This window comes from Kitasatospora sp. NPDC090308, assembly GCF_044769485.1.
GTDB classification, from domain to species: Bacteria; Actinomycetota; Actinomycetes; order Streptomycetales; family Streptomycetaceae; genus Kitasatospora; species Kitasatospora fiedleri.
Genome location: NZ_JBIVXY010000017.1, coordinates 123,519 through 145,227, shown reverse-complemented (window position 1 = coordinate 145,227; position 21,709 = coordinate 123,519). Strand labels below are relative to the sequence as shown.

Here is a 21,709-nt window from a genome sequence, read left to right as displayed (position 1 = left end):
CTGGCCGGGGATGTCAACATATCTGGCGTTGACTTTTGGCACGCTGTTGAGTTCTCAAGGAACGGACGCTTCCTTCGACCGGCCTTCCGACCGCACCTCCGGGCGCTTCGTTCTTTCGTGTTCCCAGCTTATCAGAGGTTTTCGCCACCGTTTCACCGGTGTTTCCTCGAACTCGCTTTCGTTCGCCCCTCTCGGCGCGACTCCGGAACTGTACGGGCAGCGGCGGCCGCAAAGCAAATCCGCCCCCGGACCGGGTGGCACGGGGGCGGAAGGGGACGCGGGGCGTCCGGAAGGTCAGTGGACCTCGGTGATCTCGGGGCCGCGCGAGAAGGGGTCGATCGAGCCGCCCGCGTAGGGCGAGTCGGGCTCGGTGGGGGCGGCGGCGGCGCCGTCCGCGACCATCTGGGCGTCCTCGGGGAGCTTGAGGACGATCGGGTCGCGGGGGGCCATGGGGGCCTCGCCGCGGACCACGACGGTCTGGCGGAAGACCTCTTCGAGCAGGCCGGCCATCTCGGGCTGGACGGCCGCCTGGCCGGAGATCACGCCGCGGAGGAACCAGCGGGGGCCGTCGCAGCCGACGAAGCGGACCAGCTGGACGCCCTGGGTGCCGTCCGGGAGTTGGACGGGGACCTGGGCGCGGAGGTGCCAGCCGAGCGGGCCCTCCTCCTCCTCGACGACGCCGCCCTGGCCGGTGATGCCGTTGGCGATCTCCTCGCGGACCTCGCCCCAGATGCCCTCCGACTTGGGGGCGGCGAACGCCTGGAGCTGGACGGCGCTGTTGCCCAGCACGAGGGTGGCGGCGACGATCGCGTCACCGGCGACCTCGACCCGCAGTTCCATGCCCTCGACGCCGGGGATCAGCAGGCCCCCGAGGTCGACGCGGCCCTCTTCGGGCTTCTCCAGCTCGGAGACGTCCCACGGCCCGTCCGGGCGCGGGGCCGGCGGGAGACCGACCCGGTCGGCCGGGTCCGGTTCGGTGTCGTTCTCGCTCTCGACGGAACCCTCGACGTCATCGGCCGTCTCGTCGGCGCTGATGGCGTCCTCGGCGAGCTGCTCGACAGCGTCCTCGCTCTTGCGACGACGGAACACGGTCACTGTCCTTCCCGGTCCAAGACCGAATCCAAGACCGAACGCGAATATCTGCTACCTGCTACCCATCGGACCGGCCGAAGAGCGCTGCGATCGCCGATCGCACCGCTTCCACCCGCTCGTCGTGCTCGCTCGGCGGAACCGAGACCGCGGCGCATGCTAGACCGCGGCGTGACCGCCGGTCGAGCCGAACCCGCCTTCGGCCCGAACCGAACCCGGGAGTTCACCCACCTCGTGGAAGCGGGCCTTCTCGACCTGCTGGATGACCAGCTGGGCGATCCGGTCGCCCCGCTTGAAGCTGACGGGCTCCCGTGGGTCCAGGTTGACGACGATCACCTTGATCTCACCACGGTACCCGGCATCGACCGTCCCCGGGGCGTTCACCAGTGCAACTCCGCAGCGGGCCGCGAGCCCGGACCGCGGGTGCACGAACGCGGCGTAACCGTCCGGTAGCGCGATGGAGATGCCGGTGGGGAGCAGCGCCCGTTCGCCGGGGGCGAGTTCGGCGTCGACGGTGGTGCGCAGGTCGGCTCCGGCGTCGCCCGGGTGCTCGTAGGCGGGGAGCGGGATCTCCGGGTCGAGCCGGCGGATCAGGATGTCGACGGGCGGGCGGACGGGGTCGGTCACGGGTTCACCTCGAAGGCTCGGGCGCGCTTGATCTGGTCCGGGTCGTCCAGGATCTTCTGCACGTCCTCTGGACGACCGTGCGTGGTGAAGTGTTCCAGCTTCACCTGGACGAAGAGGGCCTGTGCCCGGATGGCGACCGGTCCGTCGGGGGCGCCGATGCGGCCCTCGGCGGCGCTGTAGACCTTGCGGCCGTGCACGCCGGTCACCCGGGCGTGGATGTGCAGCACCGAGTCGACCGGGACGGGGCGGACGAAGTCGGTCTCCAGGCGGCCGGTGACGGCGGGGGCGCCGAGCAGCCAGTTGAGCGTGCCGAGGGTCTCGTCCATGGCGCTGACCAGGACGCCGCCGTGGGCCAGGCCGGGGCCGCCCTGGTGGGCCGGCTTGACGGTGAACTGCGCGGTGACGTCGAGGTGTTCGCCGGCGACGGCGGTGAGTTGGAGGCCCTGGGGGTGGTGCGGGCCGCAGCCGAAGCACTCGTCGTAGTGGGAGCCGATGAGGGTGCCGGGTGCGGGGGCCAGCGGGGAGCGGTCGGGGAGGACGGCGTCCGCGGGCGGGGTGGTGGGGGTGGTGGGTCCGTTCACGGCGCCGACCCTACCTGTCGGTAGTTTTCCGGGACAGGTGCGGCGGCGGGGCCCCGGGGGGCGGGCGCGGTGTGCGGAGCGCCCACAATGGGGGGCATGTACGAGGAACGTCTCACCGTCCCGCGGTCCTGGTGGCTGCTGTCCGTGGCGCTCGGGCTGTCGCTCGCGCTGATCCTGCTCCGTTTCAGCGGGGTGGGCGCGCTGGTCGGGCTGGTGGTGGGGGTGGTCGCGGGGGCGGCGGCGCTGAGCGGCTACGGGTCGGCGCGGATCCGGGTGGTGCAGGGGTCGCTGGTGGCCGGGCAGGCCCGGATCCCGGTGGGTGCGCTGGGCGCGGCCGAGGTGCTGAACCCGAAGGAGGCGGTGGCCTGGCGGTCGGTGAAGGCCGATCCGCGGGCGTTCATGCTGCTGCGCAGCTACGTGCCGACGGCGCTGAAGGTCGAGGTGACCGATCCGGCGGACCCGACCCCGTACCTGTACCTGTCGACCCGGTCGCCGCAGAAGCTGGCGGACGCGCTGGCCGCCGCGGCGGACGGGCGGGGCACGGCGGCGGACGGGCAGGGCGCCGCGCGGGAGCGCTGAGGGCCGTCCGCCGGCGGGCGGTGGCGGGAGATGCGAAAGGGACGGTCCCACCCGGTGGGTGGGACCGTCCCTTTCGGTCTGTCTGCGAGCCCTGCGGGGCGGGAGCGCGGTGGGGCGTCCTGCCGGGTGCGACCGCTCGGGGCGGTCGCTGCTACTGCCTCCGGCCCTGCTGCTCAGGGCCGGACGGGGCGGCATACCGGGCCGGCGAAGGGGTATCGCCCGCCCGGGCCAGTGCCGCGCCGTTTTCAGGCTCCGCAGTCCCGGCAGATCGGCTGGCCGTTCTTCTCGCTGTAGAGCTGGCTCCGGTGGTGCACCAGGAAGCAGCTCATGCAGGTGAACTCGTCGGCCTGTCGGGGCAGCACTCGGACCGAGAGCTCCTCGTTCGAGAGGTCGGCGCCCGGAAGCTCCAGCCCCTCGTTGGCGTCGTACTCGTCGACGTCGACCGAGCTGGACGCCTTCTCGTTCCGGCGGGCCTTGAGTTCCTCGATGCTGTCCTCGTTGAGGTCGTCATCGGTCTTGCGTGGGGTGTCGTAGTCCGTTGCCATAGTTTTCGCTCTCCCCCTCTGGGTGTGTGCGGTATCTCCAGCGCACGTAACGCCTGGGGGGCCGGTCTTGTGCCCGACCCGAGGCCGAGATTGTGCCTTACTTCAAGCCCTGTTACTCAATCGACATCCGGACAGGGGCCCGTCGGGGTGACCGAACGGGGTCCGAACACCGTCCACCGTACGGGTGAATCGGTTCGGACCGGAACTCATCGATCATCACGGTCGGTGATCGTCCGGGGCCGTCGGGGGCGGCAACTGGGCGATCGGGAAAGGTTTTTGGCACCCGGCCGGGCGGGCTCCGGCCGGGCGGGACGGTGACCGAGCGCCACCGGCCCACCCGAACGAGTGATCACACCATCGGGGGAAGCGGGTACGCCTTCCGGACAGGTGTGAGGTTCGTCACATCGGGCGCGACAGCGGGCGTTTGCCGCCAAAGCGGGCCTTTCGTCCGGAGCCCGCGCGGCCGAATTGTCCGCATACCGAACGGTAGCTCCCGGGCGCCCGGTCAGGCCCGGGCGGCGGCCGCGGCGGCGCGGCGGGCGAGCAGCGCGGCCTGGCGCTCGTCGAAGCGGGTGGCCTGGGCGTCCAGGCCCGCCAGGAAGGCCCCCAGCTCGCCCTGGGCGTGCTGGCCGACCGGGCCGAGGCCGGTGACCTCCATGACCTTCAGGTGGCGCAGCACGGGCTGCAGCACGTCGTCGTGGTGGATCCGCAGGTTGTAGACGTTGCCGATGGCGATCTGGGCGGCGGAGCGCTCGAAGCCGGGCATGCCGTGGCCGGGCATCCGGAAGTTGATCACCACGTCGGCGATGGCCCGCATGGTCTGGTCGGGGGCGATCTCCAGGGCGGCCTTGAGCAGGTTCCGGTAGAAGACCATGTGCAGGTTCTCGTCGTTGGCGATCTTGGCCAGCAGCTGGTCGCAGAGCGGGTCGCCGGAGTGGTGGCCGGTGTTGCGGTGGGCGATCCGGGTGGCCAGCTCCTGGAAGGCGACGTAGGCGACGGACTGCAGCATGCTGTGCGCGTTGTCCGACTCGAAGCCCTCGGACATGTGCGCCATCCGGGCCCGCTCCAGCTCGACCGGGTCGACGGCGCGGGTGGCCAGCAGGTAGTCGCGGATCGCTATCCCGTGCCGGCCCTCCTCGGCGGTCCAGCGGTGCACCCAGGTGCCCCAGGCGCCCTCGCGGCCGAACATGCTGGCGATCTCGTGGTGGTAGCTCGGCAGGTTGTCCTCGGTGAGCAGGTTGACCACCAGGGAGACCCGGGCCAGCGGGGTGACCTGGGACTGGTCGAGCGACCACGCCTCGCCGCCGAGCACGCCGTCGAAGTCCCGCCCCCGGCTCCACGGCACGTACTCGTGCGGCATCCACTCCTTGGCCACCTTGAGGTGGCGGTTGAGCTCGGTCTCCACGACCTCCTCGAGCGCGAGGATCAGCCTGGCGTCGGTCCAAGCGTTCGTGGCGGTGCGCTGCACGGGGGCGATGGTCACGGCGTTGCTCCTGCGGAGGGGACGGGCTGACCTACGGCTGCGTAGGTTACGACACCGTAAGTTGTTGCGGCGGCAAATGACAAGCCGCCCCTGTCCAGCGCTTATGTCGTTCCGACACGGCTGGGCGGGGGCGGCTGGCGGCGGGTGCGGCGGGGAGGGGGACGGCCGGAGCGCCCGGAGGGGGCACCGGCGGGCCCGGGGCGGGCCGGCGGCTACGGGATGCGGACCTGGACCCGCAGGCCGCCTCCGGGGCGGGCAGTGACCTCGATGGCCCCTCCGTGGGCGCGCACCACGGAGCGGACGATGGACAGGCCGAGTCCGACGCCCTTGTCGCTGCGGGTGCGGTCGGTGCCCCGGAGGCGGCGGAACGGCTCGAAGATGTGCTCCAGCTCGTAGCCGGGCACCACCGGGCCGGTGTTGCTGACCACCAGCTCGCCGCCCCCGCCGCGGACGGCCGAGGTGGTGATCTCCACCCAGCCGCCGGGCGTGTTGTACCGGGTGCCGTTCTGCAGCAGGTTGAGCGCGATCCGCTCCAGCAGCACGCCGTTGCCGTGCGCGGGGGCGGGCGCCAGCTCGGCGCGCAGCTCCACCTCGCGGTTGGCCGCCTCGGCCCGGGTCTGCTCCATCGCCCGCTGGGCGACCTCGGCCAGGTCGACCGGACGCCGCTCGGTGAGCTCGTTCTCGCTGCGGGCCAGCAGCAGCAGGCCCTCGACCAGCTGCTCGCTGCGCTCGTTGGTGGCCAGCAGGGTCTTGCCGAGCTGCTGGAGGTCGGGCGAGGCCTCCGGGTCGGCCAGCTGGACCTCCAGCAGGGTGCGGTTGATCGCCAGCGGGGTGCGCAGCTCGTGCGAGGCGTTGGCGACGAAGCGGCGCTGCGAGTCGAAGGCCCGGTCGAGGCGCTCCAGCATCTCGTCGAAGGTGTCGGCGAGCTCCTTGAGCTCGTCGTCCGGGCCGTCCAGGTCGATCCGGCGGTGCAGGTCGCTGCCGGCCACCTCGCGGGCGGTGCGGGTGATCCGGCCGAGCGGGTGGAGCACCCGGCCGGCCATCGCGTAGCCGACCGCGAAGGCGATCGCGGCCAGGAAGACCAGGGCGGTCAGCGCCCGGCGCAGCAGGGTGGAGAGCGCCTGGCTGCTGTTGACCTCCTGGAGGGCGGCCATCGCCCGGTCCAGGGTGGCCTGGTCCCGGATCTCCTGGCCGTTGAGGGTGACCGCGATGTTGTTGCCGAGGGTCAGGTGCGGCAGCTGCGCCTGGTCGAAGGCCGAGCGGACGAAGTAGTACATCAGCAGCAGCAGGACCACCCCCGCCATCAGGAACATCCCGCCGTACAGCAGGGTGAGCCGGATCCGGATGGTGGGGCGCAGCGACAGCCAGGCGAACAGGCCGTCGCCGGGGTGGTAGGTGTCGTCGGCGCGGTCGCGGTCGGGGCGGCGCGGGGGGTGCGACGGTCGTGGGGGCACCTGGTGCGGACCCGGGGCGGGCGTGCCGGGGGCCCCGCCGGGGAGTGGCGGGGTGGTCATGGCCGGAAGTCCTCTCAGACGGTGGACGGTTCGGGGGTGCGGGTCACACCCGGTAGCCGGAGCCGGGCACGGTGACGATCACCGGCGGGTCCCCGAGCTTGCGGCGCAGGGTCATCACGGTGACCCGGACCACGTTGGTGAACGGGTCGGTGTGCTCGTCCCAGGCCTTCTCCAACAGCTGCTCGGCGGAGACCACGGCGCCGCCGGCCCGCATCAGGACCTCCAGCACGGCGAACTCCTTGGGGGCGAGCTGGACCGGCTTGCCGTCCCGGATCACCTCGCGGCGGCCGGGGTCGAGGCTGATCCCGGAGCGCTCCAGCACGGGGGGCAGCGGGACGGTGGCGCGGCGGCCCAGCGCCCTTACCCGGGCGACGAGTTCGCTGAAGGCGAACGGCTTGGGGAGGTAGTCGTCGGCGCCGATCTCCAGGCCCTCGACCCGGTCGCTGATGTCGCCGGAGGCGGTGAGCATGATCACCCGGGTGGCCAGGCCCTGTTCGACCACCCGGCGGCACACGTCGTCGCCGTGCACCAGCGGGAGGTCCCGGTCGAGCACCACCACGTCGTAGTCGTTCACGGCGATCCGCTGCAGGGCGGCCTCCCCGTCGTAGACGACGTCGACCGCCATGGCCTCCCGGCGCAGGCCGGTGGCGACGGCCTCGGCGAGCAGCTGCTCGTCCTCGACGACGAGTACCCGCACGGTGGTTGTCCCTTCTGCTGGAGCGGCCCTGGCCGTGCTCGCCCGTGCGGGCCGTGATGCGCCGGGCGCGGATCCGGGCAGACGGATCCGACGGTGCCTCCATCCTGCCTGGTCGCGCGGTAAAGCAGTCGTAAGTCCGGTGCGCCGTCCGCGAAAGCGGAGCGGCGGCCGCCTGTTTGGACTGTGACTCGGGCAACTTTCCCGAGAGTTGGAGGTTTCCATGGCCCGGGGGTGGGGAGGACACGTGCACACCGTGATGCCGTCCTGTGGCGCGTCGCGGCCACCACCACCCGCCGAGTGCCCCATCCGCACCGGCCTGGGACGGAAAACCACCGGGTCGCGGCCCCTGCGCCGCCCGAGCACCCGACCGGAACCCGCGTCCGGTCCAGGGGGCCCGACCGGGGTTTGTCCGGTTCCGTGCCGGGGGGCTGCTCGGACCGTGCCCGTCCGACACAGCAAAGGGGGCCCGTATGGACGCCTTCACCGCCGGAATCCTTCAGCGGATCAAGAACGCCGAGCAGGATCTGCACCGCGCGATCGAGTCCGGGGACGAGTTCCTGGCCGAGGTCGAGCAGTCCGAGCTGGAGGACCTCCAGCGCCTCGCCACCGAACACGGCGTGGACCCGGTCCTCGGCACGCACCGCTCCGCCGCCTGACCGTTCCCCTTCCCGTACCGCCAGGTACGGCCCTGTCCGACCAGCGCCCCGGCCCGGTTCACCGGCCCGGGGCGCTTCGCGTCTGCCCGCCGCGCGGCGGATCAGTCGTGCCAGGCGCCGAGTTCCTCCAGCCGGGCCTGCAACGGTTCGAAGACGCCGGGCGGGGCGGCGACGGTCAGCTCGCCGTCCGCGGGCAGGCCGGGGCGGGAGCCGGTGAGCGCGCCCGCCTCCGCGGCGATCAGCAGGCCGGCCGCCCGGTCCCAGGGGGCCAGGCCGCGCTCGTAGTAGCCGTCGAACCGGCCGGCCGCCAGGTCGCACAGGTCGACGGCGGCGGCGCCGCCCCGGCGGACGTCGCGCACCTCGCCCATCAGCGCGTGCAGCACCTCGGCCTGGTGCACCCGCCGCTCGCGCAGGTAGCCGAAGCCGGTCGCCACCAGCGCCCCGCCCCACGCCGGGGCCGGGCGGACGGCCAGCCGGCGGCCGTCCAGGTGGGCACCGCCGCCGCGCACCGCCTGGAACAGCTCGTTCCGGGCCGGGACGAAGACCACGCCCACCACCGCCTCGCCGTCCAGCTCGGCGGCCACGCTGACCGCCCAGGAGGGCAGCCCGTACAGGTAGTTGACGGTGCCGTCGAGCGGGTCGACCACCCAGCGCACCCCGCTGGTGCCGGGGCGGTCGGCGCCCTCCTCGCCGAGGTAGCCGTCGTCCGGGCGGCGGGCGGAGATCAGCTCCAGCACCAGCTTCTCGGAGGCCAGGTCCATCTCGGTCACCACGTCCACCGGGCTGCTCTTGGTGGCGGCCACCCCCAGGTCGGCGGGCCGCCCGTCGCGCAGCAGCTCGCCGGCCCGGGTGGCCGCCTCCAGCGCGGTGGCGAGCAACTCCTGCAGCAGGTCGTCGGTCACTGGTCTCGGTCCTCCGGGTCTCGAACTTCGGGCTTCGGTGCCCGGGCGTCGGTGCTCGGGCGTCGCGCTTCGGTGCTCGCGCTCGGGTGCTCGGGCGCTCAGGCTTCGGCGGCGGCGGGCCGGGGGGCGCGCGGGTTGGGGCAGCAGGCGGTGGCGCACACGTCGTGGCTGGGGCCGAGCGCGCCCAGCGCGCACCGGGTGACCGGCTCGCCGCGCCGGACGGCGGCCCGCTCCAGCACCAGGTCCCGGACGGCGGCGGCGAACCGCGGGTCGGCCCCGACGGTGGCGGCCCGGGCGACCGGCAGGCCGAGTTCGGCGGCCCGGGCCACCGCCTCGGTGTCCAGGTCGTACTTGACCTCCATGTGGTCGGAGACGAAGCCGATCGGCACCATCACCACGGCCGCGGCGCCGTCCGCGTGCTCCGCCGCCAGGTGGTCGCAGATGTCGGGCTCCAGCCACGGGGTGTGCGGGGCGCCGGAGCGGCTCTGGTACACCAGCTGCCAGGGCCGGTCGGCGACGCCGGTGCGCCCGGCCACCGCAGCGGCGACCAGCCGGGCCACGTCCAGGTGCTGGGCGACGTACGCGCCGCCGGGGGTGCCGCGGGCCGGGTCGTCGGGGGCGCCGGAGGTCTCGGCCATCGCGGTCGGGATCGAGTGCGTGGTGAACGCCAGCCGGGCGCCGTCCCGGACCGCTTCCGGGAGTTCGGCGAGCGCGGCCAGGGTGGCGTCGACCATCGGCTCGACGAAGCCGGGGTGGTTGTAGAAGTGCCGCAGCTTGTCCACGGTCAGCTCCGGCCGGCCCTCGGCGGCCAGCCGCGCCAGCGCGTCGGCCAGGTTCTCCCGGTACTGCCGGCAGCCCGAGTACCCGGCGTAGGCGCTGGTGGCCAGCACCAGCACCCGGCGGTGCCCGTCGTCGGCGATCTCCCGCAGGGCGTCGACCAGGTACGGGGCCCAGTTCCGGTTGCCCCAGTACACCGGCAGGTCCAGGCCGTGGTCGGCGAAGTCCTTGCGCAGCGCGGCCAGCAGGTCCCGGTTCTGCTCGTTGATCGGGCTGACCCCGCCGAACAGGAAGTAGTGCTTGCCGACCTCGGCCAGCCGCTCCTTGGGGATGCCCCGCCCGCGGGTGACGTTCTCCAGGAAGGGCACCACGTCCTCGGGGCCCTCCGGCCCGCCGAAGGAGAGCAGCAGCAGCGCGTCGTACGGCGCGGGGTCGGTGGGGCTCGGGATGCGCGTGTCGGACATGGCTCCGATCCTGCCACCCGTGACGGCCCGGCCGGTGCACGGGCGCGGCCCGGCCGTTGTACGGACGTTGACGGGGGCGCGGCCCGGGCGGCGAAGGGCGGGGTCCGGGATGTCCGGGAACAACCCGGATGCAGAGGTTCGACCACGCTTCGTAAGCTGTGTGGGCGACGGTCGCGCATTACCGATGGTTGCGTCTTACCCCCATCCGACCTCCGACGGAGCCACCCCCCGTGCTGTCCAGCTACCGCCAGATCTTCGCCGCCCCCGGTTCCCTGGCCTTCTCCTTCACCGGGCTGATCGCCCGCCTGCCGATCTCCATGACCGGGATCGGCATCGTCACGATGCTCGGCCGGATCAAGGACTCCTACTGGCTGGGCAGCCTGCTCTCCGCCGTCCTCGCCGTCTCCGCCGCGGTCCTCGGTCCGCGGATCTCCCGCCTGGTCGACCGGTACGGCCAGCGCCGCGTCGCCCTCCCCGCCGCCGGCGTCACCGTGCTCGCCGCCGCCGGGCTGCTGCTCGGCGCGCACTACGGCTTCCCGGACTGGACGCTGTTCGTCTTCGCCGTCGGCATGGGCACCATGCCCAGCACCGGCTCCATGGTCCGGGCCCGCTGGGCCCACCTCTACCGGGACGCGCCGCCCAAGCTGCACACCGCGTACTCCTTCGAGGCCGTCGCGGACGAGATCTGCTTCATCATCGGCCCGATCCTGGCCGCCACCCTGGCCACCTCGCTCTTTCCCGAGTCCGGCCTGCTGCTCGCCGGGGTCTTCCTGGTGGTCGGCGTCCTGCTGTTCACCGCCCAGCGCCGCACCGAGCCCCCGGCCCACCCCGTCGAGCACCGGGTCGGCGTCTCGGTCGCCCGCGACAAGGGCATCCAGACCCTGATCCTGACGCTGGCCGCGATCGGCGGCGTCTTCGGCTCCGTCGAGGTGGTCACCGTCGCCTTCGCGAAGGCCCAGGGCCACCCCGCCGCCTCCGGCAGCGTCCTCGCCGTGTACGCCCTCGGCTCCTGCCTGGCCGGGGCGGTCTTCGGCGCGCTGAAGTTCACCGCCCCGCTGGACCGCCGCTTCCTGGTCGGCGTCGGCGTGATGGCCGCCGGGATGGCCCCGCTCATCCTCGCCGCCCAGCTCCTGCACGGCACCGCGGCCCTGGTCGGCGTGGGCGGCGCGCTCTTCCTCTCCGGCCTCGCCATCTCCCCCACCCTGATCACCTCCATGGCCCTGGTCGAACGGCTCGTCCCCGCCGCCCGGCTCACCGAGGGCATGACCTGGACCACCACCGGCCTGGCCCTCGGCGTCGCCGTCGGCTCCTCGGCGGCGGGCATCGTGGTCGACGCGGCCGGCAGCGCGAACGGCTACTGGGTCCCGGTCGGCGCCGCCGCGCTGTCCGCGCTGGCGGCCTACACCGGCCTGCCCCGGCTGCGCCGCCGGCTCGCGGTGGCGCAGCCGCCCGCGGTGGAGGCGGTGCGCTCCTAGGCGGACGGGCGGGTCCGGCGGGCGGGCGTTCCGCTCCCGTCGAACCGTAGACCTGCGCGATCCTGGTGACTACGCTCCCCGTACCCACCGGTAGAACCGGAAGGTAGGACACGCGCGAGCGGGAGGCTCTGGAGATGACCGAGGTCTGGCGGAACTGGGCGGGGAACCAGAGCGCGCGGCCCGCGCGGGTGGTGGCGCCGGGGTCGGTCGAGGAGCTCTCGGCGGCGGTGGTCGCGGCCGGGCGGGCCGGGCTGCCGGTGAAAGCGGTCGGGGCCGGGCACTCGTTCACCGCGATCGCCGCCGCCGGGGACGCCGTCCTGGTCCGGCCGGACCGGCTGACCGCCGTCCGCGGGCTCGACCGGGCGGCCGGGACGGTCACCGTCGAGTCCGGCCTGCCGCTGCACCGGCTGAACCGGCTGCTGGCGGCCGCCGGCCTCTCGCTGACGAACATGGGCGACATCGAGGTGCAGACGGTCGCGGGCGCGACCAGCACCGGCACCCACGGCACCGGCCGCGACTCCGGCTCGCTCGCGGCCCAGGTCACCGAGGTCGAGATCGTCCTCGCCGACGGCTCGGTGCGGACCTGCTCGGCGACCGAGGACGCGGAGCTGTTCCAGGGCGCGCGGCTGGGCCTGGGCGCGCTGGGCGTGGTGAGCGCGCTGACCTTCGCGGTGGAGCCGATGTTCCTGCTCTCCGCGCACGAGCAGCCGATGGGCTTCGACGAGGTGCTGGGCTCCTTCGACGACCTGACGGCGGTGAACGAGCACTTCGAGTTCTACTGGTTCCCGCACACCGACCGCTGCTCGACCAAGCGGAACAACCGCAGCCAGGGCCCGGCCGCGCCGCTGCCCGCCTTCAAGGCGTGGCTGGACGACGACTTCGTCTCGAACACGGTCTGGGAGGGCGCCTGCCGGGTGGGCCGCGCCTTCCCCGGGGCGATCCCGGCGATAGCCGGGATCGCCAGCCGGGCCTGGTCCGAGCGCCGGTTCACCGACGAGGCGTACAAGGTGTACACCAGCCCGCGCAAGGTCCGCTTCATCGAGATGGAGTACGCGGTGCCGCGCGAGGCGGCCACCGAGGTGCTGCGCGAGCTGAGGGCGCTGGTGGAGCGCTCCGACTGGCGGATCAGCTTCCCGGTGGAGGTGCGGGTGGCCCCGGCCGACGACCTGTGGCTCTCCACCGCGAACGGGCGGGACAGCGTGTACATCGCCGTCCACCTGTACCGGGGCACCCGCGAACTCTCCTACTTCACCGAGGTGGAGAAGCTGATGACCGCCCACCGGGGGCGCCCGCACTGGGGCAAGCTGCACACCCGGGACGCCGAGTACCTGTCGACCGTCTACCCGCACTTCGGCGACTTCACGGCGCTGCGCGACAGGGTCGACCCGGAGCGCCGGTTCGCCAACGCCTACCTGCGCCGGGTGCTGGGCGCCTGACCCGGCCGCGCCCGCCGTCAGCCGTCAGCCGGTCGCCGTCAGCCGGTCGGGGCGACCGTCCCGCCCGGGGTGGCGGTCGGCGGCGCCGCCCCGCCGTCCGGGTCCCCACCGTCCCGGCCCCCGCCGTCCGAGGCCCCGCCGGAGGGCGTGCCGCTCGGCGCGGGCGGGACGGACGCGGCCCCGGAGGGCGAGCCCGAGGCCGCCCCGGACGGCCCGGCCGAACCGCTCGGCGTCGCCGAGGGGGTGGAGGAGGACCGGCCGGAGGGGAGGTCGGACGGCCCGGTGGACGGGGTGTCCGCGGGGGTCGGCGGCTGCTGCCGGTCGCCGGACGGCCGCGAGGGGTTGAACGAGGTGCCGGCGCCGTCCTGCCCGGTGGTGATGTCGTGCAGCGGCTTCCCGGCCGCGAGTTCCACCGCGACGACCGGCACCATGGCGAGCACGAACACCAGCGCGGAGACCGCCGTGTACGACTTCCAGGTCCAGCGGCGTTTCGCGCGCAGCACCCGGGGGGCGTTCCAGTCCCGGCTGATTCCGCCCGGCGGCGCGGGTGCCGGATGCGCGGCGGGGGCGGATTCGGTACCCCGTTCCACCGCGTTGCGCAGTTGTTCCCCGGTGCGTTTGAACAGGTGCTGGAAGAGCGCGCTTCCGACGGTCGCCCCCACCGAGACGACGGCCGCACCGAGTATCGTTCCGTACACTCCGAGTTCCGAGGCGAGTACCGCGCCGACCACCGCGGCCAGGGCGCTCGCGGCCACCTGAGCGGTCGTCAGGTCGAGTCTTCTGCGCTCCGCCTTCTCCTCCGCCCCGGCCGGTCCGTGCGCGAACTGCTGGCTCTGCTGCGGCATCCCTGTCCCTCGGTCGGCGTGTCGGAATTTTGAACAAGTCTCTCCATCTTGCCCAAAGAAGGACACAAGGGTCGAAAATCCGGTTCTCCCCGGTCGATATATGTGAAGATGATCACCGTCCGTTGATCGCCGGTGGGTCAATGGGGTGGCCGCTCTTGAGATTCCGGTGATTCGCGGGAGACTTGAGCGGCGAGCCGCCCCTTCGGATGCCACGAATGGAGTACTGTTCGTGGAGCCTGAGCCTTCGGACCCGCTGTCTACGACCCGTCAGACGACGGACCGGGCGCCCGGGTGCGATGTCGACCGTCGACGTGGCAAACAGGCAACCGTGCCACAGCGGCGCGCCCGGGCGAAAGCCCGACACGCCGGGTAACTCTGCAAGGTTGTGGCCACTCGCCAGCGGGCAGGCCACACTCAGTACGGGAGCAGCGACGCAGGTGACGTCGGCAGGCACCACCCGGGAGGTAACCGTGCCCGAACTGCGCGTCGTGGCCGTCAGCAACGACGGCACACGGCTGGTGCTCAAGGCTGCCGACAGCACGGAGTACACCCTGCCGATCGACGAGCGGCTGCGCGCCGCCGTCCGGGGTGACCGCCCGCGGCTCGGCCAGATCGAGATCGAGGTGGAGAGCCACCTCCGCCCCCGTGACATCCAGGCGCGGATACGAGCCGGTGCCTCCGCCGAGGAGGTCGCCCAGGCCGCCGGCATCTCGGTGGAGCGCGTCCGCCGCTTCGAGGGCCCGGTGCTCGCCGAGCGCGCCTTCATGGCCGAGCGGGCCCGCAAGACGGCGATCCGCCGGCACGGCGAGTCCACCGGCCCGCAGCTCGGCGAGGCCGTCGCCGAGCGCCTCGCGCTGCGCGGTGCCGAGAAGGACACCGAGCGCTGGGACTCCTGGCGCCGCGACGACGGCACCTGGGAGGTCGTCCTCTGGTACCGCGCCGAGGGCGAGCACCGGCGTGCCGCCTGGTCCTACGACCCGCCCCGGCGGCTGGTCCAGCCCAACGACGACGAGGCCCGCGCGCTGATCGGCGAGAACGTCGAGCGCGAGGAGGACTCGGTCTTCCCGTTCATCCCGCGGATCGCCCGGCTCCCCCAGGACCGCCCGGCCCGCCCGATGATCGAGCGGCCCTCCGCCGACCGCATCATGCAGGTCCGCGAGGCCCGCGAGGCGGCGGCCTCCGCCGCCACCGCGGCCGTGCCCGAACGGGATTCGCTGACCAGCCTGCTGGACGTGGTGCCCTCCTACCGCGGCGACCTCACCCCGGTCGGCCCGAGCGTGGAGACCGCGGTCACCGAGGAGCCCGAGGAGATCGAGGAGACGGCGGCCCCCGCCGCCAGCGTCGGCGCGGGCTCCGCGTACGCGGACATCCTGATGCCGCGCTCCGTCGCCCCGCACCGGGACCGCCTGGTCGGCACCACCGACCGCCAGGCCGAGGCCGACGGCGTCCGCCCCGGGCGCCGGGCGACGGTGCCGAGTTGGGACGAGATCGTCTTCGGCTCGCGCCGCAAGAAGCCCGAGTAACCGAACGGCGCGTCCGCAGGGGCCCGGGCTGTGCGCCCGGGCCCCTGGCGTACCCCGCCCGTTCGAGGACGCGTCTTCCCGCTCAGACCTCGACGGGGTTGTCCGGGTTCGCGGACCACTCGCTCCACGAGCCCGGGTAGAGGGCGGCGCCGTCCTGCCCGGCCAGGGTGAGGGCGAGCAGCTGGTGGGCGGCGGTGACGCCGGAGCCGCAGTAGACGGCGGTGCGGGCGGGGTCGGTGAGGTGCAGCGCGGCGAAGCGGGCCGCCAGCGCGGCCGGCGGGAGGAAGCGGCCGTCGGGGGCGAGGTTCTCGCTGGTGGGCGCGGAGGTGGCGCCGGGGATGTGGCCGGCCCGGGGGTCGACGGGTTCGGTCTCGCCGCGGTAGCGCTCGCCGGCCCGGGCGTCGAGGAGCAGTCCGGTGCGGGCGAGTTCGGCCGCGCCGGCCGCGTCGACGGTGGGCAGGTGGCCGGGGTCGACCTTGAAGTCGCCGTCGCCGGGGGGCGGGGTGTCGGTGGTGAGCGGGTGGCCGGCCGCGGTCCAGGCGGCGAGGCCGCCGTCGAGGACCCGGACGTCGGGGTGGCCGGCCCAGCGCAGCAGCCACCAGGCGCGGGCGGCGGAGAGCGCGGGCCCGGCGTCGTAGGCGACGACCGGGCGGTCGGCGGTGACGCCGGCCCGGCGCAGCGCGGTGGCGAGGCGGTCGGGGTCGGGCAGCGGGTGGCGGCCGGCCGGGCCGGGCGGGTCGGCGAGTTCGCGGTCGAGGTCGACGTAGTGCGCGCCGGGCAGGTGGCCCGCGGCGTACTCCTCGGCTCCGGGCGGGCCGCCGAGCGCCCAGCGGATGTCGAGCAGGACGGGCGGCCGGTCCGAGCCGAGCGCGGCGGCGAGTTCGGCGACGGTGATCAGGGGCGAGGTCATGCCGTCATTGTGGCGCGCGGGCGCGGTGCGCGGGGCGGCCCCGGCGATCGCGTCACCCGGGGAAACGACCCGACGGCGAGGTGGCCCGGCGGGGAGGCGGCCGCGCGGGGAGGCGGCCCGGCGGGCTGGTCAGCCCTCGAAGGGGAGGACGTCCGGGGAGAGGACGGCCGCGCGGGCGGTGGCGGCGGTGAGGCGGCGGCGGTGGTGGCGGCGGCAGAGCACCTCGTAGCCGATCTCGTCCTCGTTGACGGCGACGTCCCCGACCACCACCTGGGCCCCCTCGACCACCATGACGCCGCCGACGGTGCGGGCGTTGTGGGTGGCGCGGGCGCCGCACCAGCACAGGGCCTCGACCTGGAGGACCTCGACCCGGTCGGCGAGTTCGATCAGGCGCTGGGAGCCGGGGAAGAGCTTGGTGCGGAAGTCGGTGGTGATCCCGAAGGTGAACACGTCGATGCCCAACTCGTCCACGATGCGCGCGAGTTGGTCGATCTGTCCGGCGGAGAAGAACTGCGCCTCGTCGCAGATCAGGTAGTCGACCTTGCCGCCCGCCGAGAGCAGGTGGACGACGTACGCCTGGAAGTCGAAGAGGTCGCCGACCTCGACGGCGTCGGCGCGCAGGCCGAGGCGGCTGGAGATGGTGGCGGCGCCGGCCCGGTCGTGGCGGGTGAAGATGATGCCCTGACGGCCGCGGGCGGCGTGGTTGTGGTCCATCTGGAGGGCCAGCGTGGACTTGCCGCAGTCCATCGTGCCCGAGAAGAACACCAATTCAGCCATGGCGGAGCGTCAGCCTTTCGGACAGGGAGGTCAGCGGGACTCAGCTTCGGACTTCGAGCAGCGGGACGAGCTGCTCGACGGGGGTCATCGAGCCGTGCAGGCCGACCATCTGGGACTCGCCGGGTTCGCTGCGGGTGGCGATGACGGCGATGTCGTCGCGGGCGGCGGCGACCACGTCGCCGATCCGGGGCAGCACCCGCTCGTCCACCGAGGGGCCGAACCAGCCCGCGGCGACGGCCTGTTCCCGGGTGGCCACCCACATCTGCTCGCCGAGCACCTCGCTCCACACGGCGTGCACGTCGGCGGCGGCGCCGGGGTGGGCGTAGACGTGGCGGGCCCGGCCCTCGCCGCCGAGCAGGGCGACGCCGGCCGAGAGCTCCCAGTCCTCGTCGAAGTCGATCCGGTCCTCGGGGGCGATGTCGATCATGCCGTGGTCGGCGGTGACGTACAGCGCGGAGCGCGGCGGGAGCTGCTCGGCGAGGCGGCGGGCGAGGCGGTCGACCGCGAACAGGGTGAGCCGCCACTCGTCGGAGGCGACGCCGTACCGGTGCCCGGCGGCGTCGAGTTCGCTGAGGTACGTGTAGACCAGGGCGCGGTCGTGCTCGGCCAGCCAGGCGGCGGCCCGGTCCATCCGCTCCTCGCCGGTGGTGCGGCCGAGGAAGGTGCCGCCGGAGAGCGCGACCTGGGTGAGCGGGGTGGTGGCGAACAGCGGGGAGGAGACCTGGGCGGTGGCCACCCCGGCCTGGTGCGCCCGCTCGAAGACGGTGGGGTGGGGCTGCCAGGCGTGCGGGTCGACCGGCGGGGTCCAGCGCAGCTGGTTCATCAGCCGCCCGCTGCCGGGGATCGCCACCGTGTACCCGGCCAGGCCGTGCTGCCCGGGCGGCAGGCCGGTGCCGACCGAGGCCAGCGAGGTGGCGGTGGTGGACGGGAACCCGGCGGTGATCGGGGTGCGCCCGGCGGTCAGCGAGTTGAGGAACGGCGCCCAGTCGGGGTTGGCCCGGATCAGCTCCCAGCCGAGGCCGTCGACCAGGAACACGCAGACCCGGTCGGCCGGCTCCAGCGGCAGCACGGGCCGGTAGCCGGGCACGCCGAGGCCCGCCGCGAGCGTGGGCAGCAGGTCGGAGAGGGCGGCGCTGCCGTAGCGCGGGACGGGGGCGGCGGCCGGGTCGAGCAGGTCGTAGTGGTCCTCGTGGTGCATGCCAGGCTCAGCCGTTGGCCACGGTCGCCTCGGACAGCGCCCGGGCGAACACCAGCGCCTGGGCGACCGTCTCCGGCCCGTCCCCGGCCTCGCTGACCCGCAGCGACAGGTCGTCGGCGGTGGCGGAGCCGGTGTAGCCGTGGTCCGCCTCGCAGTTGGGGTCGGAGCAGCCGGCCGGCTCCAGGTCGAGGCGCTGCACGGCGCCCCAGCCGATGGTGAGGACGACCTCGCGCGGCGGGGTGCCGGGGGTGTACGTCTCGGGGTTGGCGACCATGCGGCTGACCACCACGGAGGTGATCCGGTCCAGCCGGACCGTCTCGGTGGAGGTGGTGGCGTACGGGACGGGGGTGGCCGCGTCGCCGTTCTGCTCGTCGGTGTGGCTGACCACGAAGCGGGACGGGGTGAGCACCAGCACGGTGACGTGCCGGCGGACCTCGTTGGCGTCGAAGGTGGTCTCCTGGTGCACCAGGTACGAGCTGATCGGCTCGGGGCCCACCGCGGACTCCACCGCCTCGGAGACCAGCGCCGGGTAGTAGCCGCTGCGCTCGATCGCGGACCGCAGGTCCTGCGTGGTGGTACCGGTCTTCGCCATATCTCCATCCTGGCATGTCCCGCCGCTGCGGCGGGTGGCACTGCGCCGGGTCGCCCGGCCTTCGCGGTGCCGGGGGTCGCCCGGTCCTGCCGAGCGGGCAACCACGCAAGGTTACAGCGTGCTCATGGCGCGCGGTCCCAGATCGGTGCGGACCGGCAGCGGGGCGATCCGGACCCGGGCGCCGAGCACGGTCAGGCCGTGCGGGGCGACCACCACGGGCTCCAGGTCGACCGAGGCGACCTCGGGCAGGTCGTCGACCAGGCGGGAGACCCGCAGCAGCACCTCCTCCAGCGCGTCGGTGTCGACGGCCTCGGCGCCGCGCCAGCCGAACAGCAGCGGGGCGGCCCGGACCTCGCGGATCAGCTCGGCCACGTCCCGGTCGGTGGCCGGGACCAGGCGGTGGGCGACGTCGCCGAGCAGCTCGGCGGGGGCGCCGGCCAGGCCGAAGGAGAGGATGGTGCCGACGGCGGGGTCGACGGAGGCGCCGATCACGGTGTCCACGCCGCGCGGGGCCAGCCGCTGCACCACCAGTTCGGCCTGCGCGGCGCCGCCCAGCAGGGCGTCCAGCTCGCGGTGGGCGCGGCGCAGCTCGGCCTCGCCGGTCAGGTCGAGCCGGACGCTGCCCAGGTCGGGGCGGTGTCGCAGGTGCTCGGCGGTGGCCTTCAGGGCGACGGGGTAGCCGAGGGTGGCGGCGGCCTTGACGGCGCTCGCCTCGTCGGGGGCGGGCAGCGTCGGGCTGACCGGGATGCCGTAGTGGCCGAGCAGCTCGGCGGCCTCGGCGTCGGGCAGGGTGACCCGGGCGCCGCCCGCCTGCAGCCGGGCGGCGACCGCCTCCCGGCTGGTCAGGGCGCGCTCGACCAGGGCACGGGCGGCGTGCTCGTCGACGCCGTCCAGTTCGGGGACGCGGGCGGTCTCCTCGGCCTCGGCGCTGCGGCGGCGCCACTTCGCGTAGCGGACGGCGTCGGCCAGCGCGTGCACGGCGCGTTCGGGGGCGGGGTAGGCGGGCACTCCCCCGGCGCGCAGCCGGGCGACCAGCGCGGGCAGCGCGAGGTGGGCGAGCAGCAGCGGTTTGCCGAGTTCCCGGCCGCGGGCGGCGGCGTCCAGCAGGGCCCGGGCGATCTCGGGGTCGTCCTCGACGAGTTCGGGGGCCGCCCCGGGGCCGTGCACGCCGATCGGCGGGATGGCGACGGCGATCACGGCGTCGGTGCCCGGGTCGGTGAGCGCGGTGTCCAGGGCGACCCGGAAGTTCTCGCCGCTCGCGCCGGTGGTCAGGTCGACGGGGGTGCGGGGGCGCAGTCCGGCGCTCAGGCAGGTGTCGTAGGTGAGCAGGCCGAGCGAGTCGGAGTTGCCGACGACCGCGACCCGGCCGCCCCGCGGCAGCGGCTGCCCGGCGAGGAGTTCGCCGGTGTCGAAGAGCTCGGTGATGGTGTCCACCCGGATCACCCCGGCCTGCTGGAACAGGGCGTCCACGGTGGCGTCGCGCAGCCGGGTGGCGGCGGGCTGGACGGCGTGGCCGGGCGGCAGGCTGCCGGTGTGCCGGGCGCCCTTGAGCACCACCACGGGCTTGGCGGCGGCCAGTCGGCGGGCGATCCGGGTGAACTTGCGCGGGTTGCCGAAGGATTCGAGGTACAGCAGCACCACCTCGGTGGCGGCGTCCTCCTCCCAGTACTGCAGCAGGTCGTTGCCGGAGACGTCGGCCCGGTTGCCGACCGAGGCGAACGAGGAGATGCCGGTGCCGCGCCGGTGCGCGGCCTCCAGCAGGGCCACGCCGATCGCCCCGGACTGGCAGAACACGCCGAACGGGCCGCGCTCGGGCAGCGCGGGGGCCAGCGAGGCGTTCAGCCGGTGCTCGGGGTCGGTGTTGAGCAGGCCGAACGCGTTCGGGCCGATCACCCGCATCCCGGCCGCCCGGGCCTGCCGGACCAGCGCGCGCTGCTTGTCCCGCCCGTCCGGCCCGGTCTCGGCGTACCCGGCGCTCACCACCACCAGGCCCTGCACGCCGTGCACCCCGCACTCCGCGGCCGCGGCCGGGACGGACTGCTCGGGCACCGCGAGCACCGCGAGGTCCACCGGCCCGGGAACGTCCAGCACCGAGCGGTACGTCGGCACGCCCTCCAGCTCGGTGCCCGGCTCGGCGCCCCGGTTCACCGCGTACACCGGGCCGTCGAAGCCCGCGCGGGCGGCGCGCAGCAGCGCCCGGCCGACCGACTGCGGGTTGCGCGAGACGCCGACCACGGCGATCGAGCGGGGGGTCAGCAGGCGCTGCACGGAGCGGGCCTCGGCGCGGTGCTCGCGGGCGCGCATCACGGCGAGCGAGGCGGCGGTCGGCTCCAGGTCGAACTCCAGGTGCACCACGCCGTCGGCGAAGCTGCGCCGCTGGGTGTACCCGGCGTCGGTGAAGACCTTCACCATCTTCCGGTTCTCCGGCAGCACCTCGGCGGTGAACCGGCGGATGCCGCGCTCCTGCGCCACCGCCGCGATGTGCTCCAGCAGCGCGGAGGCGATGCCCCGGCCCTGGTGCGCGTCCTGCACCAGGAACGCGACCTCGGCGTCGGTGCCGGTGGTGGACGGCATCCCGTCCTTGTCGGTGCGGTCGTAGCGGACGGTGGCGACGAACCTGTCCCGCACCACCAGCGCCAGGCCGACCCGGTTCACGTAGTCGTGCTGGGTGAAGCGGCGGACGTCCTTGTCGGACAGGTGCGGGTACGGGGCGAAGAAGCGGAAGTACTTGGACTGGTCCGAGACCTGCTCGTAGAACTCCACCAGCCGGTCGGCGTCGTCCTCGGTGATCGGCCGGATCCGGGCCGTCCCGCCGTCGCGCAGGAGGACGTCCGCCTCCCAGTGCTGCGGGTACCCGTTGTCCGCCGGTGCGCGCTCGTGCTCCACGCCCGCCAGCGTAGTCGTCGGCGAGCCTGGTGGCGCCAGGCGTGCCGGGCGCGGCACGCTGGGCCGTGCCGTCCCGCGCCACCGGGCCCGCGGTGCACGGCCGTGCAACACTGGTCTAGACAACCCTGCACCACCCTGCACCACGTGAAAGGC

Annotated in this window: 20 protein-coding genes; 5 read left to right on the top strand and 15 right to left on the bottom strand. The window is 74.1% G+C overall.

The genetic code is table 11. From position 1 onward, the window contains the following. Positions 1-294: 294 nt before the first annotated feature. The 3 genes from ACIQVD_RS29765 to ACIQVD_RS29755 all read right to left on the bottom strand — a co-directional run bounded on the left by ACIQVD_RS29765 (position 295) and on the right by ACIQVD_RS29755 (position 2,297). Positions 295-1,089 (bottom strand): DUF3710 domain-containing protein, encoded by a 795-nt coding sequence (locus tag ACIQVD_RS29765; protein WP_400690501.1) that lies wholly within the window; start codon positions 1,087-1,089, stop codon positions 295-297. Positions 1,090-1,248: 159 nt separating this feature from the next. After that, positions 1,249-1,716, bottom strand: coding sequence for a dUTP diphosphatase (dut, locus tag ACIQVD_RS29760; RefSeq protein WP_402292267.1), 468 nt, complete (start codon positions 1,714-1,716; stop codon positions 1,249-1,251). After that, on the bottom strand, positions 1,713-2,297 hold the full coding sequence (locus ACIQVD_RS29755) for a PaaI family thioesterase (RefSeq protein WP_282202752.1): 585 nt from the start codon (positions 2,295-2,297) through the stop codon (positions 1,713-1,715). The genes dut and ACIQVD_RS29755 overlap by 4 nt, the downstream gene beginning before the upstream one ends. 96 nt (positions 2,298-2,393) lie before the next feature. Between ACIQVD_RS29755 and ACIQVD_RS29750 the strand changes: the two genes are divergently transcribed. Further along, positions 2,394-2,876 (top strand): DUF3093 domain-containing protein, encoded by a 483-nt coding sequence (locus ACIQVD_RS29750; protein ID WP_402292266.1) that lies wholly within the window; start codon positions 2,394-2,396, stop codon positions 2,874-2,876. A 245-nt stretch (positions 2,877-3,121) separates the two neighbouring features. Here the strand turns inward: ACIQVD_RS29750 and ACIQVD_RS29745 are convergent, their stop codons facing one another. From ACIQVD_RS29745 to ACIQVD_RS29730, 4 genes are all read right to left on the bottom strand, one after another. Further along, positions 3,122-3,421: a DUF4193 domain-containing protein gene (locus ACIQVD_RS29745; RefSeq protein WP_014138508.1), complete on the bottom strand. Its 300-nt coding sequence runs from the start codon at positions 3,419-3,421 to the stop codon at positions 3,122-3,124. 505 nt (positions 3,422-3,926) lie between these two features. Continuing rightward, complete coding sequence (locus ACIQVD_RS29740) at positions 3,927-4,904, bottom strand: acyl-ACP desaturase (RefSeq protein WP_402292265.1); 978 nt, start codon at positions 4,902-4,904, stop codon at positions 3,927-3,929. A gap of 212 nt (positions 4,905-5,116) precedes the next feature. Then, entirely contained in the window at positions 5,117-6,418 is a 1,302-nt protein-coding gene (locus ACIQVD_RS29735) for a HAMP domain-containing sensor histidine kinase (RefSeq protein ID WP_282202749.1), read from the bottom strand. 43 nt (positions 6,419-6,461) lie between these two features. Further along, complete coding sequence (locus tag ACIQVD_RS29730; RefSeq protein ID WP_100840350.1) at positions 6,462-7,115, bottom strand: response regulator transcription factor; 654 nt, start codon at positions 7,113-7,115, stop codon at positions 6,462-6,464. A gap of 470 nt (positions 7,116-7,585) precedes the next feature. Between ACIQVD_RS29730 and ACIQVD_RS29725 the strand changes: the two genes are divergently transcribed. Continuing rightward, complete coding sequence (locus tag ACIQVD_RS29725) at positions 7,586-7,771, top strand: hypothetical protein (protein WP_030458050.1); 186 nt, start codon at positions 7,586-7,588, stop codon at positions 7,769-7,771. 101 nt (positions 7,772-7,872) lie between these two features. Here the strand turns inward: ACIQVD_RS29725 and ACIQVD_RS29720 are convergent, their stop codons facing one another. Next, positions 7,873-8,673: an inositol monophosphatase family protein gene (locus tag ACIQVD_RS29720; RefSeq protein WP_400690486.1), complete on the bottom strand. Its 801-nt coding sequence runs from the start codon at positions 8,671-8,673 to the stop codon at positions 7,873-7,875. Between the two features lie 98 nt (positions 8,674-8,771). Continuing rightward, complete coding sequence (locus ACIQVD_RS29715; protein WP_402292264.1) at positions 8,772-9,914, bottom strand: ferrochelatase; 1,143 nt, start codon at positions 9,912-9,914, stop codon at positions 8,772-8,774. Between the two features lie 230 nt (positions 9,915-10,144). Between ACIQVD_RS29715 and ACIQVD_RS29710 the strand changes: the two genes are divergently transcribed. After that, complete coding sequence (locus tag ACIQVD_RS29710; protein ID WP_402292263.1) at positions 10,145-11,389, top strand: MFS transporter; 1,245 nt, start codon at positions 10,145-10,147, stop codon at positions 11,387-11,389. Positions 11,390-11,523: 134 nt separating this feature from the next. Beyond that, on the top strand, positions 11,524-12,825 hold the full coding sequence (locus ACIQVD_RS29705; RefSeq protein WP_400690477.1) for a D-arabinono-1,4-lactone oxidase: 1,302 nt from the start codon (positions 11,524-11,526) through the stop codon (positions 12,823-12,825). Between the two features lie 38 nt (positions 12,826-12,863). Here ACIQVD_RS29705 and ACIQVD_RS29700 read toward each other — a convergent pair whose 3' ends face one another. Then, the gene (locus ACIQVD_RS29700; protein WP_402292262.1) at positions 12,864-13,670 is read right to left on the bottom strand and encodes a hypothetical protein; all 807 of its coding nucleotides are present in this window, start codon (positions 13,668-13,670) and stop codon (positions 12,864-12,866) included. Between the two features lie 437 nt (positions 13,671-14,107). Here ACIQVD_RS29700 and sepH point away from each other — a divergent pair, with 437 nt between their 5' ends. After that, positions 14,108-15,193 (top strand): septation protein SepH, encoded by a 1,086-nt coding sequence (gene sepH, locus ACIQVD_RS29695; RefSeq protein WP_100840356.1) that lies wholly within the window; start codon positions 14,108-14,110, stop codon positions 15,191-15,193. 82 nt (positions 15,194-15,275) lie between these two features. On the opposite strand, the gene ACIQVD_RS29690 is transcribed toward sepH, so the two are convergent. The 5 genes from ACIQVD_RS29690 to ACIQVD_RS29670 all read right to left on the bottom strand — a co-directional run bounded on the left by ACIQVD_RS29690 (position 15,276) and on the right by ACIQVD_RS29670 (position 21,556). Then, positions 15,276-16,103, bottom strand: coding sequence for a sulfurtransferase (locus ACIQVD_RS29690; protein ID WP_402292261.1), 828 nt, complete (start codon positions 16,101-16,103; stop codon positions 15,276-15,278). Positions 16,104-16,232: 129 nt separating this feature from the next. After that, complete coding sequence (locus ACIQVD_RS29685) at positions 16,233-16,880, bottom strand: thymidine kinase (protein WP_400690468.1); 648 nt, start codon at positions 16,878-16,880, stop codon at positions 16,233-16,235. 40 nt (positions 16,881-16,920) lie between these two features. After that, positions 16,921-18,078, bottom strand: a complete 1,158-nt coding sequence (locus ACIQVD_RS29680) for an alkaline phosphatase family protein (protein ID WP_402292260.1) — start codon at positions 18,076-18,078, stop codon at positions 16,921-16,923. Between the two features lie 7 nt (positions 18,079-18,085). Beyond that, the gene (locus tag ACIQVD_RS29675; protein ID WP_100840360.1) at positions 18,086-18,670 is read right to left on the bottom strand and encodes a DUF5998 family protein; all 585 of its coding nucleotides are present in this window, start codon (positions 18,668-18,670) and stop codon (positions 18,086-18,088) included. A 111-nt stretch (positions 18,671-18,781) separates the two neighbouring features. Then, complete coding sequence (locus ACIQVD_RS29670; RefSeq protein WP_402292259.1) at positions 18,782-21,556, bottom strand: GNAT family N-acetyltransferase; 2,775 nt, start codon at positions 21,554-21,556, stop codon at positions 18,782-18,784. Positions 21,557-21,709 lie beyond the last annotated feature (153 nt).

What these genes read in the sequence shown, in the direction of transcription:
- ACIQVD_RS29705 (WP_400690477.1), top strand. Translation starts at nt 11,524, where the DNA reads ATGACCGAGGTCTGGCGGAACTGGGCGGGGAACCAGAGCGCGCGGCCC.
- ACIQVD_RS29685 (WP_400690468.1), bottom strand. Translation starts at nt 16,880, where the DNA reads ATGGCTGAATTGGTGTTCTTCTCGGGCACGATGGACTGCGGCAAGTCC.
- ACIQVD_RS29690 (WP_402292261.1), bottom strand. Translation starts at nt 16,103, where the DNA reads ATGACCTCGCCCCTGATCACCGTCGCCGAACTCGCCGCCGCGCTCGGC.
- ACIQVD_RS29725 (WP_030458050.1), top strand. Translation starts at nt 7,586, where the DNA reads ATGGACGCCTTCACCGCCGGAATCCTTCAGCGGATCAAGAACGCCGAG.
- ACIQVD_RS29745 (WP_014138508.1), bottom strand. Translation starts at nt 3,421, where the DNA reads ATGGCAACGGACTACGACACCCCACGCAAGACCGATGACGACCTCAAC.
- ACIQVD_RS29715 (WP_402292264.1), bottom strand. Translation starts at nt 9,914, where the DNA reads ATGTCCGACACGCGCATCCCGAGCCCCACCGACCCCGCGCCGTACGAC.
- ACIQVD_RS29675 (WP_100840360.1), bottom strand. Translation starts at nt 18,670, where the DNA reads ATGGCGAAGACCGGTACCACCACGCAGGACCTGCGGTCCGCGATCGAG.
- ACIQVD_RS29750 (WP_402292266.1), top strand. Translation starts at nt 2,394, where the DNA reads ATGTACGAGGAACGTCTCACCGTCCCGCGGTCCTGGTGGCTGCTGTCC.
- ACIQVD_RS29700 (WP_402292262.1), bottom strand. Translation starts at nt 13,670, where the DNA reads ATGCCGCAGCAGAGCCAGCAGTTCGCGCACGGACCGGCCGGGGCGGAG.
- ACIQVD_RS29680 (WP_402292260.1), bottom strand. Translation starts at nt 18,078, where the DNA reads ATGCACCACGAGGACCACTACGACCTGCTCGACCCGGCCGCCGCCCCC.
- ACIQVD_RS29735 (WP_282202749.1), bottom strand. Translation starts at nt 6,418, where the DNA reads ATGACCACCCCGCCACTCCCCGGCGGGGCCCCCGGCACGCCCGCCCCG.